The organism is Anaerotignum sp. MSJ-24 (assembly GCF_018918145.1).
GTDB lineage: Bacteria > Bacillota > Clostridia > Lachnospirales > Anaerotignaceae > Metalachnospira.
Map to the genome: position 1 here is coordinate 128,857 of NZ_JAHLPX010000011.1, position 16,121 is coordinate 144,977.

14 protein-coding genes are annotated in these 16,121 nt (G+C 39.1%); 12 read left to right on the forward strand and 2 right to left on the reverse strand.

Annotation, left to right across the window (positions count from 1 at the left end; all coding sequences use genetic code 11):
- Positions 1-77 precede the first annotated feature (77 nt).
- From tuf to KQI66_RS10905, 3 genes are all read left to right on the forward strand, one after another.
- Positions 78-1,271 (forward strand): elongation factor Tu, encoded by a 1,194-nt coding sequence (gene tuf, locus KQI66_RS10895; RefSeq protein ID WP_216429425.1) that lies wholly within the window; start codon positions 78-80, stop codon positions 1,269-1,271.
- A 107-nt stretch (positions 1,272-1,378) separates the two neighbouring features.
- Positions 1,379-1,780, forward strand: coding sequence for a winged helix-turn-helix transcriptional regulator (locus KQI66_RS10900; RefSeq protein WP_216429427.1), 402 nt, complete (start codon positions 1,379-1,381; stop codon positions 1,778-1,780).
- Between the two features lie 204 nt (positions 1,781-1,984).
- On the forward strand, positions 1,985-2,383 hold the full coding sequence (locus KQI66_RS10905) for a pyridoxamine 5'-phosphate oxidase family protein (RefSeq protein WP_216429429.1): 399 nt from the start codon (positions 1,985-1,987) through the stop codon (positions 2,381-2,383).
- Between the two features lie 76 nt (positions 2,384-2,459).
- On the opposite strand, the gene KQI66_RS10910 is transcribed toward KQI66_RS10905, so the two are convergent.
- Both KQI66_RS10910 and KQI66_RS10915 read right to left on the reverse strand, forming a co-directional pair.
- Positions 2,460-3,773 carry a sensor histidine kinase gene (locus KQI66_RS10910; RefSeq protein WP_216429430.1) on the reverse strand — a complete coding sequence of 438 codons (1,314 nt, stop codon included), beginning with the start codon at positions 3,771-3,773 and terminating at the stop codon, positions 2,460-2,462.
- A complete protein-coding gene (locus tag KQI66_RS10915; RefSeq protein WP_216429431.1) occupies positions 3,770-4,507 on the reverse strand; it encodes a LytR/AlgR family response regulator transcription factor in 738 nt (245 codons plus the stop codon). The genes KQI66_RS10910 and KQI66_RS10915 overlap by 4 nt, the downstream gene beginning before the upstream one ends.
- A gap of 222 nt (positions 4,508-4,729) precedes the next feature.
- Between KQI66_RS10915 and KQI66_RS10920 the strand changes: the two genes are divergently transcribed.
- The 9 genes from KQI66_RS10920 (at position 4,730) to rplB (ending at position 16,076) form a co-directional block, all read left to right on the forward strand.
- Positions 4,730-5,455, forward strand: a complete 726-nt coding sequence (locus tag KQI66_RS10920) for a LytR/AlgR family response regulator transcription factor (protein ID WP_216429432.1) — start codon at positions 4,730-4,732, stop codon at positions 5,453-5,455.
- 288 nt (positions 5,456-5,743) lie between these two features.
- Complete coding sequence (locus KQI66_RS10925) at positions 5,744-11,122, forward strand: InlB B-repeat-containing protein (protein ID WP_216429433.1); 5,379 nt, start codon at positions 5,744-5,746, stop codon at positions 11,120-11,122.
- A 16-nt stretch (positions 11,123-11,138) separates the two neighbouring features.
- Entirely contained in the window at positions 11,139-11,831 is a 693-nt protein-coding gene (locus KQI66_RS10930; RefSeq protein WP_216429435.1) for an S-layer homology domain-containing protein, read from the forward strand.
- A 63-nt stretch (positions 11,832-11,894) separates the two neighbouring features.
- Entirely contained in the window at positions 11,895-12,653 is a 759-nt protein-coding gene (locus KQI66_RS10935) for an S-layer homology domain-containing protein (protein ID WP_216429437.1), read from the forward strand.
- Positions 12,654-13,170: 517 nt separating this feature from the next.
- Positions 13,171-13,482, forward strand: a complete 312-nt coding sequence (gene rpsJ, locus KQI66_RS10940) for a 30S ribosomal protein S10 (RefSeq protein ID WP_216429439.1) — start codon at positions 13,171-13,173, stop codon at positions 13,480-13,482.
- Positions 13,483-13,599: 117 nt separating this feature from the next.
- Positions 13,600-14,229, forward strand: a complete 630-nt coding sequence (gene rplC / locus KQI66_RS10945; RefSeq protein ID WP_216429441.1) for a 50S ribosomal protein L3 — start codon at positions 13,600-13,602, stop codon at positions 14,227-14,229.
- Between the two features lie 27 nt (positions 14,230-14,256).
- The gene (rplD, locus tag KQI66_RS10950) at positions 14,257-14,877 is read left to right on the forward strand and encodes a 50S ribosomal protein L4 (RefSeq protein WP_216429443.1); all 621 of its coding nucleotides are present in this window, start codon (positions 14,257-14,259) and stop codon (positions 14,875-14,877) included.
- Complete coding sequence (gene rplW, locus KQI66_RS10955) at positions 14,877-15,176, forward strand: 50S ribosomal protein L23 (protein WP_216429445.1); 300 nt, start codon at positions 14,877-14,879, stop codon at positions 15,174-15,176. Before rplD ends, rplW begins: the two co-directional genes overlap by 1 nt.
- Before the next feature lie 69 nt (positions 15,177-15,245).
- Entirely contained in the window at positions 15,246-16,076 is an 831-nt protein-coding gene (gene rplB / locus KQI66_RS10960) for a 50S ribosomal protein L2 (protein WP_216429447.1), read from the forward strand.
- Positions 16,077-16,121 lie beyond the last annotated feature (45 nt).

Sequence of the window (16,121 nt, forward strand, 5' to 3'; positions counted from 1 at the left end):
TTTTAATATAATATTTCTTAGATTGGCAATATTGCTAATAACTCTTCGACAAACAAATATAAGGAGGAAATTTTTAAATGGCAAAGCAGAAATTTGAAAGAACCAAACCCCATATGAATATTGGTACTATTGGTCACGTTGACCATGGTAAGACAACTTTAACAGCTGCTATCACAAGCGTACTTCATGCTAGATATGGCTTAGGCGAGGACGTTGCATTCGATAACATCGACAAGGCTCCCGAAGAAAGAGAAAGAGGTATCACAATTTCAACAGCTCACGTTGAGTATGAAACACCCAACAGACATTACGCTCACGTTGACTGCCCTGGCCATGCTGACTATGTAAAGAACATGATCACAGGTGCTGCTCAGATGGACGGTGCTATCCTCGTTGTTGCTGCAACAGATGGTCCTATGGCTCAGACAAGAGAGCATATCCTTCTTGCTCGTCAGGTTGGTGTTCCTTACATCGTTGTATACATGAACAAATGTGATATGGTTGACGACGAAGAACTTCTTGACCTTGTTGAAATGGAAATCAGAGAGCTTCTTAACGAGTATGAATTCCCCGGAGATGATATTCCCATCATCAGAGGTTCAGCTTACCAGGCTCTTCAGGATCCTAACGGCAAATGGGGAGATACAATCATCGACCTCTTCAACGCTATTGAAGAATATATCCCTGTACCTGAACGTGACGTTGATAAACCTTTCCTTATGCCTGTTGAGGACGTATTCTCAATCACAGGCCGTGGTACAGTTGCTACAGGTAGAGTTGAAAGCGGCGTTGTTAAAGTATCTGACGAAGTTGAAATCGTTGGTCTTTCAGACGAAATCCGTAAGGTTGTTGTAACAGGTGTTGAAATGTTCAGAAAGCTTCTTGATCAGGCTCAGGCTGGTGACAACATCGGTTGCCTTCTTCGTGGTATCCAGAGAAACGAAATCGAAAGAGGACAGGTTCTCGCTAAACCCGGTTCAATCACACCTCATACAAAATTCACAGCTCAGGTTTACGTATTAAGCAAAGATGAAGGTGGCCGTCATACACCTTTCTTCAACAACTACAGACCTCAGTTCTACTTCAGAACAACAGACGTTACAGGTGTTATCACACTTCCTGAAGGAACAGAAATGTGCATGCCTGGTGACAACGTTGAAATGACAGTTGAACTTATCACACATGTAGCTATGTCAAAGGGTCTTCGTTTCGCTATCCGTGAAGGCGGACGTACAGTAGGCGCTGGTTCAGTTGTTGAAATTCTTGAGTAATTTTAACTTTTGAATATAATATAGTTTATTCTAAGGCAGTCCTTGCGGACTGCCTTTTTTGTGCTATAATTATATAAAAATAAGGATTTTAACCGGAGGTAGGCGCTATGTATAAACCGAAGCTCGATAAGGATATACGATGTCCGCTGGAATATGCAATGAATGTTTTCGGCGGAAAGTGGAAAACAAGAATTATCTGCGTGGTAAGCAGAAATGAAAATATACGTTACGGCGAAATAAAAAAACAAATGACCAATATAACTGATACGGTTCTTGCGGCAACGCTGAAGGAACTTGTAAATGACGGCATTGTTGATAGAATCCAGTATAATGAAATGCCACCGAGAGTTGAATATAATCTGACAAAGAACGGCAGAAGTATATTACCGATATTGTACAAAATATGTGAATGGTCGGATTATGTATACCATGATGAGCTGGATTATGACTCGATGTGCTGTAAATGTGATTACAAAAGGGACAGTGATATGGCGTTAGCAGAGAAATAATTAAAAGGAAAGATAATTAATAAAAAACGATTAACGAAAGATTAAATAACGAAAGATTAAATAACGAAAACCAACTAATAAAAATATTAGTACCTAATAGATTTCTTAATATATTGAAAATATTTATTATATTTATTATTATTAGTTACGTAAGGAAGCAATAGATAAAAATGATAAAACAATAATATTAAGGAGGAATAAATTATGAAAGAACTTGATGCAAAGGTAGTAGAACTTTTAAACAATGAGCCTTTATGGTGGGTCGGCACAAGCGGCGCAGATGTAAATGTTGTTCCTGTAGGCTTCAAGGCAGTTACAGAGGACGGAAAGCTTGCAGTTGGTGCAGTATTCCTTGACCATACACTTAAAAACGTAGCTGCAAACGGCAATGTTACAATCGCAACAGGCGGCTCAAAGGGAATGACAGCATTCCAGGTTAAAGGTAAAGGCGAGTACATAACAGAAGGCCCTATCGTTGACAAATTCAAGGCTATGGCTGATGAAATGTTCAAGGGACAGGTAACGGCTAAGGGCGCACTTATCGTGACACCCGAAAAGGTTATTGTTGCAACACCCGGCCCTAAGAATAACGCAGAACTCTAAGATATAAGCCGAAATTTGCAAATTTGATTTGTTTAAAAAATTTAACCCTATGGGAGAAATCTCATAGGGTTTTGTTTTATTCATTCCAAATTATAAGTCTTACAATAAATTGATTGTTTTCAACCGAATATGTAAAGTCGGCATTATTTGCATTGGCAAAGGCAATTATCGAACGTATGCCTATACCATGCTCTCCGTCTGAATTTTTGGTTGGAACGGGAAGACCGTCATCTCCGATTTCTACATTTCCGTTGAATGTGTTTTTAATGATTACCGTAATGCAGGTGCTGTTATAGCTTGATATTAATTCAAGCTTTTTCTCGTTTTCAGCCATACCGGCATGTATTGCATTATCTAAAGCGTTTGATATTGCAACGGCAAGCTGGGTTGCATCGACCGGAAGCTTATCCGGCAATGAAATATGCACATTGACAGAAAAGCCTTCCTCCTTGGCACGCTCAACATATGCCGAGATAGCCGCATTAAGCACAGGATTTACACAATAGGTGGTTATCACTGTTTCATCAAGCTCTGTATTTAATTCACTGAGAATTGTTTTTATTTCTTCATAATTTTCATTTGCCAAAAGCGTATTCATAAGCTGTATTCTGTGACGCATATCGTGTCTGAGAATTCTTATTCTGTTCTGGCTGTCCTGAATATTGGCAATATTTTGGTTCATTGAAGAAACCTGAACCTTGAGAAGGTGTGTGTTATGCTGCAATTCATTACGCTCCTCATACTCATTTATTCTGTCTGTCAGCGTTTTGAATGAAAGAATTGATGCTATCATACAGAGTATTCTTCCGACAACAAGCTCCAATGTAGACCAATCGGAAAAAAGCGTGTATGCAAAGGACGATGCATAAATGAAAAATGGCAGCAACCATGAATGTGACCAGTTGTAGCTTTCAGATGACCGGAGCATAGTTCTGATCATCGGACAGAAATTCTTATACAGCGGATAGGCTATTATCAAAAATTCAATAACGAGAGCTACTGCAAATATAAAGCATTGAATTGCCATGGCGGAAGTCGGAAACAAACGGTCAACGACAACCGCAGGTATGCTGAACATACATTGTATAATACTTGCCGCTACCCAACCGATAAATAATTGCTGTGAGCCGTTGTGAATACAAAAGACATTGATTAGGAACAATGCCATATTTCCGACCATCAATATGAGCTTAAACTCCGTAAGCGTCATATTCAGATGAGGATATATTATCATGCAGGCGATTATTTCAATGAGTATGTATAGTGCATAAAAGCCGTAAAGCTTTACTCTCAGCCTATGGTCGGTACGGTTATAAAAAGGAACGAGCCTTATAACAACGCCGGGAACATGAACAAGTATAACCGCAACTATATAAAGGAAGAAACTCATTTTGAAGATGCTCCTTTCCAGATACAGTAATCTGTAAAGCTGTTAAGTGCGGCTGTTTTTCTTCTTCGGGCAACCGGCAGAACCTCATCGTTTTTGAGTATTACGGTGTCGTCCTTAAATTTCTTTACATAGTCAAGATTTATATAGAGATTTCTGTATATTTCTATAAAACGCTCATCATTTTTTAGCTTATTAGCATATTCCGTGAACTTTCCCGGAACAGGAACCGGCCCATGATTATTGATATGCAAGAAAGTTTCCCCAATTTCACTTTCAATATATATTATGTTCTTGAATAATATATTTGCGGAAAAGTTACCGTTTTTTATTTCAAGTGCCTTATCGTCCAAAGCAAGACGGGTCATACAGAAATCAAGAGCTTCTTTAAAGACAGTCTCGTTTTTGGAAACAGGCTTCAATATATAATAAACCGCCTGTACGGAAAAGCTTTCGGCATAATGCTCATTGCTTGTTGTCAGAAATATGATACATGCGGATTTGTCTTCTTTAAAAATCTCCTTTGCCGTCTGTATTCCGGTAATGCCGTTCATATAAATATCGATAAATACTATTTCATATTTATTAGGCTTGAAGCTGTCAAGAAAATCTTCTCCGGAACTATACAAATCAATATCCGGTTTAATTGATGAGTGATAATTTGTGAAATAATTTCTGATATATTTTTCTGTCAGCATAATGTCTTCTCTTAGATCGTCAATTATAGCTATATTCAAAGTAATTCCTCCAATAACTACAAAAATATCACTATTTATATATTAGTATAATTGATTTACTGACTTTTTCAAGAAAAAATCGAACAGATGACCACTTACGTCAAAAAATGACCGCTTACATTGAAATTATTGAAGATAAATTTTGCTTATTGTAAAATATAGGGTACATTAATATATAACTTGTACATTTTGGGGAATGATTTTTGGGGGAGGTGAAGCACATTGTACAATATAATAATCTGTGACAAGGACAAGGAAATGTCTGCCAGATTATGTGCACTTATTAAAGCCTTTGTTAAGAGCAAAAAAAGGCAATGTGTTATTGATATTGCCGACTCATATAAGAGCTTGTACAGAAAGCTGTTTGTTAAAAAGTATGGCTTAATATTCATTAAGACAGAAATTGACGAACAAAGCGGAATAGCCTTTATAAAAAGACTGCGTGCGGATAAATATGACACAGATGTTGTTTTTCTTGCCGACAGTTCCGAAAACTGGCAGTCGGGATATGAATGCTCGGCACTTTCGTATATTGTAAAGCCATACAGTAAAGGCGAAATAGAACGCACATTATCTGTATTTATATCCAAGAACGATGATATGAAGCATGGAATTGTGATAAAAAACAATGAGGGTAAAAGGTATAACATATCATATTCGGATATAAAGTATATAGACATTATAAACAAGGATATGACATTGCATCTTTCCGACAACAATGTGTTTAATTGCCGTGGAAATTTGTCTAAGCTCGAAAAACAGCTTGATTCAAGATTTTTGAGATGCCACAGCAGCTATATCGTAAACATGGACTGCATAGTAAGCTTTAAAAGATATGAATTTGAGCTTGACAACGGTATAAAGGTCAGAATCAGTAAAAATAATTACAGACCTTATACAGATAAGTACATAGAATACATAACTGATAAGGATACTACAAATGCTTAGAAACAACAGGTGCTTTGATGATGACAGGAGAAGGCTGATTGTAGTTCCTACTTACGCCGATTAACTTCCGATTAGGCAGAATACATTTATTTTACTGATATAAAATGATAATATTATAGTGCATATTTGGCAAATCATAAAGCATATGAATTTAGACTTTTGTTTAAATATAAGACGCTTTGGAGTAAGCTGATTTACAGATAGTTAGCAAACAGAAATAAGGTAAAGGTGGGATGATACTAAAAAATAACTGTAATTTAGAAAATATATTGTGAAAGGGGAATTAAGATGAGTAGAAAAAGAGTTCTCAGTATCATAATGTCAGTGATTATGGTTCTGGCAATGGTACCGAGCGTTGCTTTTGCGGCTGATGCTAATTACAAAATCCGTGCATATAGTACAACTGCTACAGGTATATCGGATTACGAAGAGCTTGACGTTACATTTCCTGACGGAAAAACAAAGCCGGACGAAGAAGCAATTTATAATGAATTAAAGGATAAGGGTCTTATTGACTCAGATGTTGCAGAGGATGAGCTTGTACTCAAGTACTTCAACGGTGACGACGGCAACGTTAAAAAGATGCTTAAAGGAAGAGGAACAGAGTATAAGTTCACTAAAGCTAAACTCAGACTTGGCTACATTGCTATGACTTATGAAGAAGTTGAGGATGAAGAGGTAACAGCTACATTCGACCTTAACGGCGGTACAGTTACCGATCTTGAAACGGGTAATACATTTGATGAATGGATTCCCACAACCGTAACTAAGGGCGAAAGAGTTTGGCTTCCTACAGCTGAACAGATGAAACGTACCGATGGAATGGTTTTTGACTATTGGGAAACAGACAAAGGTGTTGTGGTTGATACCGGTTGGTACAATAATTTAGAAGAAGATACTACATTCACAGCAATATGGAAAGTCGGCGGCCCTATAACAGTAACATTCGATCTTAACGGTGGTTCTGTTTGGACTAATGATGAAACAGGTGCTTTAACTGAGTATACTACATGGCCCAACAAAACGGCTACACCCGGAGAAAAGACTGTTTGGATTCCTGAAGATAGCTATATGCAGTATGTGGACCATACTTTCTTAGGATGGTATATCGACGGAACAGACACAAAGGTTGACGGTGGAAAACAGGCATTTACAGAGGACACAAACCTTGTTGCAAGATGGGAAAAGGATTCCTATAAAGTAACAATTAAGCCCGGCGTATATAATACAGATGGTACATTCACAACTATAGGTGCAGACTTTGAGGAGTATGTAGAAAAAGGCGGTTCAGTACCCGAAGCTCCCGAAATCGAAGGCTATGAATTTGATAAATGGTACGAAGATTATTCTGCAGGCGGTTTAACTGAAATCGCTGACATCAATAGTATCGTTGTTAACAGCGAGCTTGAGCTTTATGCAGGCTACAAAAAGACTAATTATGTGGCAACATTCGACTTTGACGGTGGAAAATGGGGCAACAAAGACGGTAAAGATCCTGAAGATATTGTAGCAGGTTATCAAATTGATACTCCTTCCGGTAGCAATATGAAAAAAGAAGGCTATAAATTTGACGGTTGGGATATTTACACTTCAGGCGGCGACCTTTTTACCACACTTCCGGCAACATCTTCAGGCTTACTTGTTAACGCCCATGGTGAAGCAGTTATAGATGATGATACAAGAATAGAAATAACAAGCAATCTTAAGTTCGTTGCAAAATGGGCTGAAGTACACACAGTCACATTTGATGCAAATAACGGTAATGAATTAAAAACCAAAGAAGTTAAAGATGGCGAAACAGTAGGAAAACCGCTCGATCCGGATAAGGGACATCGTAATTTCATAGGTTGGTATGTTGTAGACGAACAGGGCAATGTTGCAGATGAAGCATTTGATTTTGGTACACCTATAACAGAGGATATCACTCTCAAGGCATGCTACACTATTTCTGTTGAATACAATATCTACGTTGATACATTTGAAGGCAGCAAAATAACAGCTAAGGATGTAGTAGAAATTCCTGAGGGAGAAGATATTGAAGATTACCTTAATACTATATTCGACGGAACTGTTACTGCAACAGAATTCGACAAGGTTTACAAATGGTATTCAAGACCCGTTTGGGTTGCAAACTATACAGAAGACTTTGCTACAAGAATAGCTGCTTTTGAAAACGGAGCACCTACAGTTGATTTCAACGATATCGATTCTGTTGAATATTCAAACGGCACATATAGATTATTTGCTATGAAGGTAACAGATGCAAATGCGGTAACTCTTACATTTGAAAACGTGCTTCACGGCGATAAGCTTGAGCCTATGAAAATCACAAAGGACACACCTTTCGGTGATGTTGCAGTTGAAAACGTAGCAGAAGGCTATCAGCTTGAAGGCTGGTACGACGGAACAACAAAGGTATCTGCTGATACTACATTTGATAAGGACACTACTCTTAAAGCAAAATGGAATGTTCTTGTAACATTAAATCTCTTTAAGAACGGCGACTTTACAACACCGGAAGTTATTGATGAGTGGGTAACTCTTAAGATTTCTACCGGCGAAGGCAAGTTAGCAACAAAAGCACCTACATACGGTTGGTATACACTGGCTGATTGGGAACAGGTTGCAGCCGGCGAAGATATGACATTCGACGACATTGCAGGTAAAGAAGTTAGCGATGTGGTAACAGCACCTGCAACATACTACGGTATGCAGACAGAAATGCTTAAAGCTAAATTCTCAGCTGGTGTTGGCGTTAAGGCTGAAAATATGCCTGCCGATACATTATATGCTTCAGGCAGCAAGCTTGGCGAATTAAGCGTTCCAACAAGAGATAAATATCAGTTCGTTTGCTGGACAGTAAATGGCGAGGATATCGATCTTGATACATTCACTATTACTGAGGACACAGAATTTGTTGCTAAATGGGAAGCAAGAGACATAGTAATCAACTATAAACTTGTAAACGCAAATGACCTCAGCAAAGAAGTAATTGCAGAAATCGAAAGACAGATAATTAAATATGGCGAAACTACAGTTGCACCTACAGTAACAATCAACGGCGAGGAATACAGAGTTGACGGTTGGTACAATGATGAAGAGTGCACAGATAAGGTTGATTTTGCAAAACAGACATTCACAGCTGATGAAACAACACTTTACGGCAAGGTTCTTACAAAAGTAACATTAAACGTATACACAGATTTAGCAATCAAACCTATGGTATCCGAAGTATTCGTACCTATCGGGGGAGAGATTGATCTTCAGGCAATTAAGGCTACATATGAAAACGACGGTAAAGCATTCTATGGCTGGTATAATGCAGAAACATGGGCAAACATCCAGAAGGTTGTAGATTATACATTTGATAATACTAATCCGGATGATATAATCGTCGCATATTCTGTAACAGAACCGGTAGAATTCTATGGTAAGCTTTCTGAAGGCTACAAAGTAACATTCAGTGCAGGCGAAGGCGTTAAGGCTGAAAATATGCCCGAACCTTCAACAGTAATCGTAAACTATGGCAAGAAGGTAGCAGAGCCTGCTGAAATCCCTACAAGAACAGGATATACATTTGACGGTTGGGCATATGACTTTGAGTCACCTGTATATCACGATACAATCATCACAGCTAAATGGACATTAAATACTTACATAATCAACTACGACCCTAACGGCGGAGTATTTGTTGACGGTGCAAAGGAAACAAGAAGTATTGCTTACGGCGCTGAATACGGCGAGCTTCTTACAAATTCACAGGTTTCAAGAGACGGTGCTAAGTTAATCGGCTGGACAACAGAAAAAGATAACCCCGATACACTTGTTAAACCTCGTGACAAGTATTTAATGGAATCAGACTCTACACTTTATGCTCTTTGGGAGATAACAGGTGTAACAGTAACTTACGTTACAAACGGCGGTAAGGTAGCAGATCTCAGTGATACTTTAGTTGTTGATTCAAAGGGTAACGAAATAACACACGAAAAACTTCCTTACGGCACAGCAGTTAATGATGTTAGAAAAGCAGTTAAAGACGGTCTTAAGTTCAGAGGCTGGTACCTTGACGAAGACCTTACAGTACCATATGACAATTCACCTATCAAAGAAAGCGTAACACTCTATGCTAAGTATTATGCAGAAATTACATTCCAGATCTACGAGAATGATAACTATGCTGCAACAATCGGAGCAAAGACTATCGAAGTAGACGAATATGGTAAGGTTGAATTACCTACAGCAGAAGATCTTGGCGTAGTGCTTAGAGATACTGATGAGTTCTTTGGCTGGTACACAGTAGAAGAATTCGGTAAGGTTCAGGCAGGTCAGGAAGCTGTAACAATCGAGGGCGTAATAGCAACAGGAGAAGTAACATACTGCGCTAAGGTTCTCAGACACTATATCGTAACATTCAATACAAACGGCGGTTCAGAAATCGCTGCTCAGGACGTTGTATACAAAGGACTTGCAACAAGACCTGAGGTAGATCCTACAAGGGTAGGTTATGTATTCGTAAATTGGTTTGCTGATGAAGCACTTACAACACCTTTCGACTTCAATACACCTATAACAGCAGATACAACAGTATATGCTAAGTGGGACAGAGCAATCGTAACAATTACATTCAATATTGTTAAGGATTGGATGGTTGGTGGCGGAACAAACGAAACAGTTCCCATCAATATTTACTACGGCGATGTAATCCCTGCAGATGCAGTACCCGATGCAACACATACAGAAGTTGTTGGTTACACATTCGACGGTTGGTATCTTGACGGTACAGCATTCGATGTTGCAACAACACCTGTAACAGAAAACATCACTCTTGACGCTGCATGGCACCTTAACCAGTTTGAGGCAGCTATCACAGGAGAATATGTATACAACGGTCAGGGAATTAAACCCGAAATTACAATAACAGACAATGCAACAAAAGAAGCTGTTGATTTAGAAGCTAACCCTGTTGATATAACATACACAGCAGTAAGCGAAAATGCTAAGCTTGACGATGCAGGTTTACCTTTAAATGCCGGAACATACAAAGTAACAGTTTCACAGAAATATGCTTATCCTACATATAGCAGCTACAAATATTGTAAGGCAGAGCCCGTTGAGCTTGAATTCGAAATCAAGGCAGCTGACATTTCCGACACTAACAGATTTGTAGTAGTATTAGAGGATGCAAACGGTAACCAGACAGATTATAATCCTGAAAAGCTTGTAGAAATTGATTGTACAGGTTCACCGGTTCTTCTTGACGGTTCCGAAAAAGAAGGCTACAAAGTTGTCGTATACGATAAAGTAACAAAGAAGATCCTTGATTACTCAATTCCTGAGTTCGTAATCGAATATGCTGATAACTTAAAACCCGGAACAGCAACAGCAACAGTAAACGGTGCTGGCAACTACACAGGCAGTGTTCAGGTTAAGTACACACTCTTAAACAAATACTACTATGTAACAGGTGTTGTAAGATTCAATAGCGGTCGTGTTATCAAGTATGCTAAGGTAACTCTTACAGGAACAGACTATTTAGGAAATGAAGTTGTAAGAACAACAAAGACAGATAAGCACGGTAAATATACAATCAAAAACCTTAAGAAAGGAAATTACATTGTAACATACCGAAATGAATCTAAGGTAGCTCTTCTCAACGAACAGAACTAAGGAAGGTGGATAAGAAATGAAAAAGAACGCAAAAAGAGTTTTTTCAGCTGTGATTGCAGCATCTTTAACACTTTCTATGGGCGTTGCGGCATTTGCTGAGCAGCACACAAATATCACTGTTAAAGGCGGTGCAGGTGGATCAGGTTCATCTGTATATGTAAAGCCTGATGAAGAACCCTTTATAGATGTTGACGAGAACGACTGGTTCTATGACGATGTTGTAAAGGTTTATAAGGCTAAGCTGATGGAAGGAACATCAGATACTGAATTTTCTCCGTATGCAAGATTGACAAGAGGTATGGTTGCTACTATTCTTTATCGCCATGCCGGTTCACCTGAGGTAACATATAGAAATGTATATGATGATCTTGAAGATGGTCTTTGGTATACAGATGCAGTTATCTGGGCAACAGATAATGAAGTATTATATGGTTACGGAAACGGCTTGTGCGGTCCTGAAGACTATGTAACAATCGAACAGCTTGCAGCAATTGTATACCGCTATGTAGGTTCTCCCGAAGTAAGCGGAAACAAGATTGCTGAATATGATGATGTTAACAGCATTACACCTTACGCTGTTGATGCTATGGAATGGGCTTGCGAAAACGATATGCTCGTCGGAACAATGCTTCATCCTACTTCAGTTGCACTTCGTGCAGAAGCAGCTAAAATGTTTGCTAAGATTTTAGACATCAAAGCAGCTGAATAATAATTTTTCGGGCGGCCAAAAGCGTCAAGCTTTTGGCCGTTTTGACATAAAGGAGGTGTTTATATGAAAAAAGGATTTTTATGTATTTTGGCAGCGTCGATTATGGCAGTATCATCAGTGCCGGCGTTTGCGTCAGATACAGACTTTGTTGTAAGCGATGGCACAAATCTTGACAACGGGGAAGAGGCCGGAGATAACTACGAAGATAATAAACCGTCAAGACCATCCGAAGGTTCGTCAAGCAGTTCGTCAAGTACAACAACGAAACCGTCAGACGAAAGTACGTTACCGGATACAGTAGTTACGGTAAATCCCTTCAAAGATATAACCGCAAATATGTGGTGCTATGATTATGTATTGGATGTATATAATAAGAAGCTTATTCTTGGAACATCTGAGGACACATTCTCTCCCGATACTCCGCTTACGAGAGCAATGGTCGCTTCAATAATATACAGAATGGCAGGAAGTCCCGACGTAAGCTATTCAGCTATATTCACAGATGTACCCGATGGACAGTGGTATACAAAGGGCATAATCTGGGCATATAATAATAAAGTAATTTCCGGATACGGAAACGGCTTATGCGGTCCTAATGATTACGTAACTGTTGAACAGCTCGCAAGCATACTTTACAGATATGCCGGTTCACCGGAGGTAGCTGCCGAGATAACAGGATACAGTGATGTGGCTGCAATTTCCGAATATGCAAAAACAGGCATGGCATGGACAGTAAGTAAGAAGATGAACAACGGTGAAACATTACACCCTGCATCACCGGCAACAAGAGCCGAGGCGGCGAAGATGTTTTCATTGTTTTAAATCGAAATCGGTAAAATCTATTTTAAATCCGTCTTTACAGGCGGATTTATTTTGCAAATTTTTCAGATGTCTATATACGGTTTAAAAAACTACAAAAAATCAAATAGCATATTGTTTAATATGTATTAAAACTTTATTGCGTTAAACTGCATATAAAAGCTTTAAATGTATATTTATGGTGAAAATATATAATTATATAGGTAAAACGCTTTAAATATTCGTTAAAATTCAAAGAAAAAATACAAAAAAAAGCTTGCAAAAAGGTGTCCAATAGTATATAATCTAATCGTTGTGACATAGAGTGTTGATACGGAAGGTTGCCACCACATAAGCGGGCGGGTTTTTCCGAGGAGCGATGTCCAGTTCATGAAACCGGGCGACAAGGTCACTGTACTATTAATAAGGGAGAAGCTATGCTTCAAATTGGTGTCTCGTATTGCGAGATACACCCGGATAAGTGTGCAGTCACCACTTGTCGTGCTGAAACTAAAAGTACGAAAAGGAGGGGACTTTTTTTATGGCAAACCAGAAAATCAGAATCAGTCTTAAAGCTTACGATCATAAGTTAATCGATCAGAGTGCAGCTCAGATTATTGAAACTGCAAAGAAAACAGGTGCTCAGATCAGCGGACCTATTCCGCTTCCTACTAAGAAGGAAGTAGTTACAATCCTTAGAGCTGTTCATAAGTACAAAGATTCCAGAGAGCAGTTCGAAATGAGAACACATAAAAGACTGATTGATATTCTCAGCCCTTCAGCTAAGACAGTTGATGCTTTATCACGTCTTGACTTACCGGCTGGTGTTGATATCACATTAAAAATCATGTAATGACCCGAATGGTTTTATATAAGTAACAAGCAGTAACTTATATTAAACTAGAATGATTACCCGTAAATCTTTACGATGAGAAGGGCAATCCGCTGTAGATTTCAGGAGGTGCAAGAAATGAAAAAGGCTATTATAGCTAAGAAAATCGGTATGACACAGGTTTTCGCTGAAGACGGCCGCCTTGTTCCTGTAACAGTTCTTGAAGCAGGTCCTTGTGCAGTAATTCAGAAGAAAACAGTCGAAAATGATGGCTACGAAGCAGTTCAGGTCGGCTTTGCTGATCAGAGAGAAAAGCTTGCTAACAAGCCTAAAAAAGGACACTTTGCAAAAGCAGGTGTATCATTAAAGAAATTTGTTAAGGAATTCAGATTTGAGAATTCAGCAGAATACGAAATCGGTGCAGAAATCAAAGCTGACATCTTCGCAGCAGGCGATAAAGTAGATGTAAGCGGTGTATCAAAAGGTAAAGGATACGCAAGTACAATCAAGAGATACAATGCACAGAGAGGACCTATGGGCCACGGTTCAAAATCACACAGAGTAACAGGTTCTATGGGTTCATCAGCTACTCCCAGCAATGTTAAGAAGGGTAAGAGAATGCCCGGACATATGGGTGCTGTAAATGTAACATTACAGAATGTTGAAATCGTTCGTGCAGATGCAGATAAGAATCTTATTCTCATCAAAGGCGCTGTACCCGGAGCTAAGGGTGCAATACTCGTAATAAAGGAAAGCGTAAAGGCTTGATAAACTTTACGAAAGGAGGAAATAGACATGGCAAATGTTAAAGTATACAACATGAGTGGTGCTGAAGTTGGAGAAATCGAACTCAACGATGCAGTATTCGGTGTTGAAATAAATGAACATGTTATGCATCTTGCTGTTAAACAGTATCTTGCTAACCAGAGACAGGGCACACAGAGCGCAAAAACACGTTCTGAAGTAAGCGGCGGCGGAAGAAAGCCTTTCAGACAGAAAGGAACAGGCCGTGCAAGACAGGGTTCAATCCGTGCTCCCCAGTGGAAAGGCGGCGGCGTTGTATTTGCTCCCAAGCCCAGAGATTACTCATTCAAGCTTAACAAAAAGGTTAAGAAACTTGCTTTACAGTCAGCTCTTACATCTAAGGTTGCTGAAAACAAGATTATCGTTCTCGAAAACCTTGATCTTGCAGAAGTAAAGACAAAAGAAATGGCTAAGGTTTTAGGAAACATCAATGCCGGAAAAGCTCTTATCGTTATGGAAGGCAGCAACAAAAACGCCATTCTTTCAGCAAGAAATATCCCGGAGGTAAAGACAGCTTCCGTTAATACAATCAACACATACGACGTTCTTAAGTACAACACACTTGTTGTTACAAAAGAGGCTGTTGCAAAGATTGAGGAGGTGTACGCATAATGGCAGATTTAAAGTATTATGACGTTATACTCAAACCCGTTATTACAGAAAACAGTATGGCTATCATGGATGACAAGAAATACACATTCCTTGTTCACCCTGAAGCAAACAAAATTCAGATCAAACAGGCTGTTGAAAAAATGTTCGAAGGAACAAAGGTTGAATCAGTTCACACAATGAACTACAACGGCAAAAATAAAAGAAGAGGCATGATCTACGGAAAAACAGCTAAGAGAAAGAAAGCAATCGTTAAGCTCACAGCTGACAGCAAAGATATTGAAATTTTCCAGGGCATGTAATTGGCAACCATAAAGAAGATACACACGGAAACGTGTAAGATTTTGAACGGATTGAAAGGAGTGTAAAAAATGGGCATTAAGAGATATAAGCCTTATACACCATCCAGAAGACACATGACAGTGTCAACTTTTGATGAGATTACAAAAACAACACCCGAAAAATCCTTAGTTGTTCATCTTAAGAAAAACTCAGGAAGAAACGCTCAGGGTAAAATAACAGTTCGTCACAAAGGCGGCGGCGCTAAAATCAAATACAGATTAGTTGATTTCAAACGTAACAAAGATGGCATCCCTGCAAAGGTAACAGCTATCGAATACGATCCTAACAGAACAGCTAATATCGCACTCATCGTTTATGCTGATGGTGTTAAATCATATATCATTGCTCCTGTTGGCCTTAAAGTAGGCGATACAGTAATGAGCGGTGAAAACGCAGAAGTTCGTGTTGGTAATGCACTTCCTATGAGATTTATCCCCGTAGGTGCTAACATCCACAACATCGAAATGAAACCCGGTAAGGGAGCACAGCTTGTTCGTGCAGCAGGTAACGTAGCTCAGCTTATGGCTAAGGAAGGCAAATATGCAACAGTTAAACTTCCTTCAGGCGAAATGAGACTTCTTCCTATCGATTGCAAAGCTACAATCGGTCAGGTAGGTAACCTTGATAACGAACTTGTAACAATCGGTAAAGCAGGTAGAAAACGCCACATGGGTATCAGACCTACAGTTCGTGGTTCTGTTATGAACCCTAATGACCATCCTCATGGTGGTGGTGAAGGTAGAGCACCTGTTGGTCGTCCCAGTCCTATGACACCTTGGGGTAAACCTGCAATGGGCTACAAGACAAGAAAGAAACATAAAGCTTCTAACAAGCTTATCATTCGTAGAAGAAATGCTTAATTTCCGCATAAGACTGTGGAAACATTCATCGGCGGCAGCATAACA

Coding starts and splice junctions, on each gene's coding strand:
- KQI66_RS10910 (WP_216429430.1), bottom strand. CDS start 3,773: ATGAGTTTCTTCCTTTATATAGTTGCGGTTATACTTGTTCATGTTCCC.
- rplD (WP_216429443.1), top strand. CDS start 14,257: ATGGCAAATGTTAAAGTATACAACATGAGTGGTGCTGAAGTTGGAGAA.
- rplB (WP_216429447.1), top strand. CDS start 15,246: ATGGGCATTAAGAGATATAAGCCTTATACACCATCCAGAAGACACATG.
- rplW (WP_216429445.1), top strand. CDS start 14,877: ATGGCAGATTTAAAGTATTATGACGTTATACTCAAACCCGTTATTACA.
- KQI66_RS10930 (WP_216429435.1), top strand. CDS start 11,139: ATGAAAAAGAACGCAAAAAGAGTTTTTTCAGCTGTGATTGCAGCATCT.
- rpsJ (WP_216429439.1), top strand. CDS start 13,171: ATGGCAAACCAGAAAATCAGAATCAGTCTTAAAGCTTACGATCATAAG.
- KQI66_RS10925 (WP_216429433.1), top strand. CDS start 5,744: ATGAGTAGAAAAAGAGTTCTCAGTATCATAATGTCAGTGATTATGGTT.
- KQI66_RS10900 (WP_216429427.1), top strand. CDS start 1,379: ATGTATAAACCGAAGCTCGATAAGGATATACGATGTCCGCTGGAATAT.
- rplC (WP_216429441.1), top strand. CDS start 13,600: ATGAAAAAGGCTATTATAGCTAAGAAAATCGGTATGACACAGGTTTTC.
- tuf (WP_216429425.1), top strand. CDS start 78: ATGGCAAAGCAGAAATTTGAAAGAACCAAACCCCATATGAATATTGGT.
- KQI66_RS10935 (WP_216429437.1), top strand. CDS start 11,895: ATGAAAAAAGGATTTTTATGTATTTTGGCAGCGTCGATTATGGCAGTA.
- KQI66_RS10905 (WP_216429429.1), top strand. CDS start 1,985: ATGAAAGAACTTGATGCAAAGGTAGTAGAACTTTTAAACAATGAGCCT.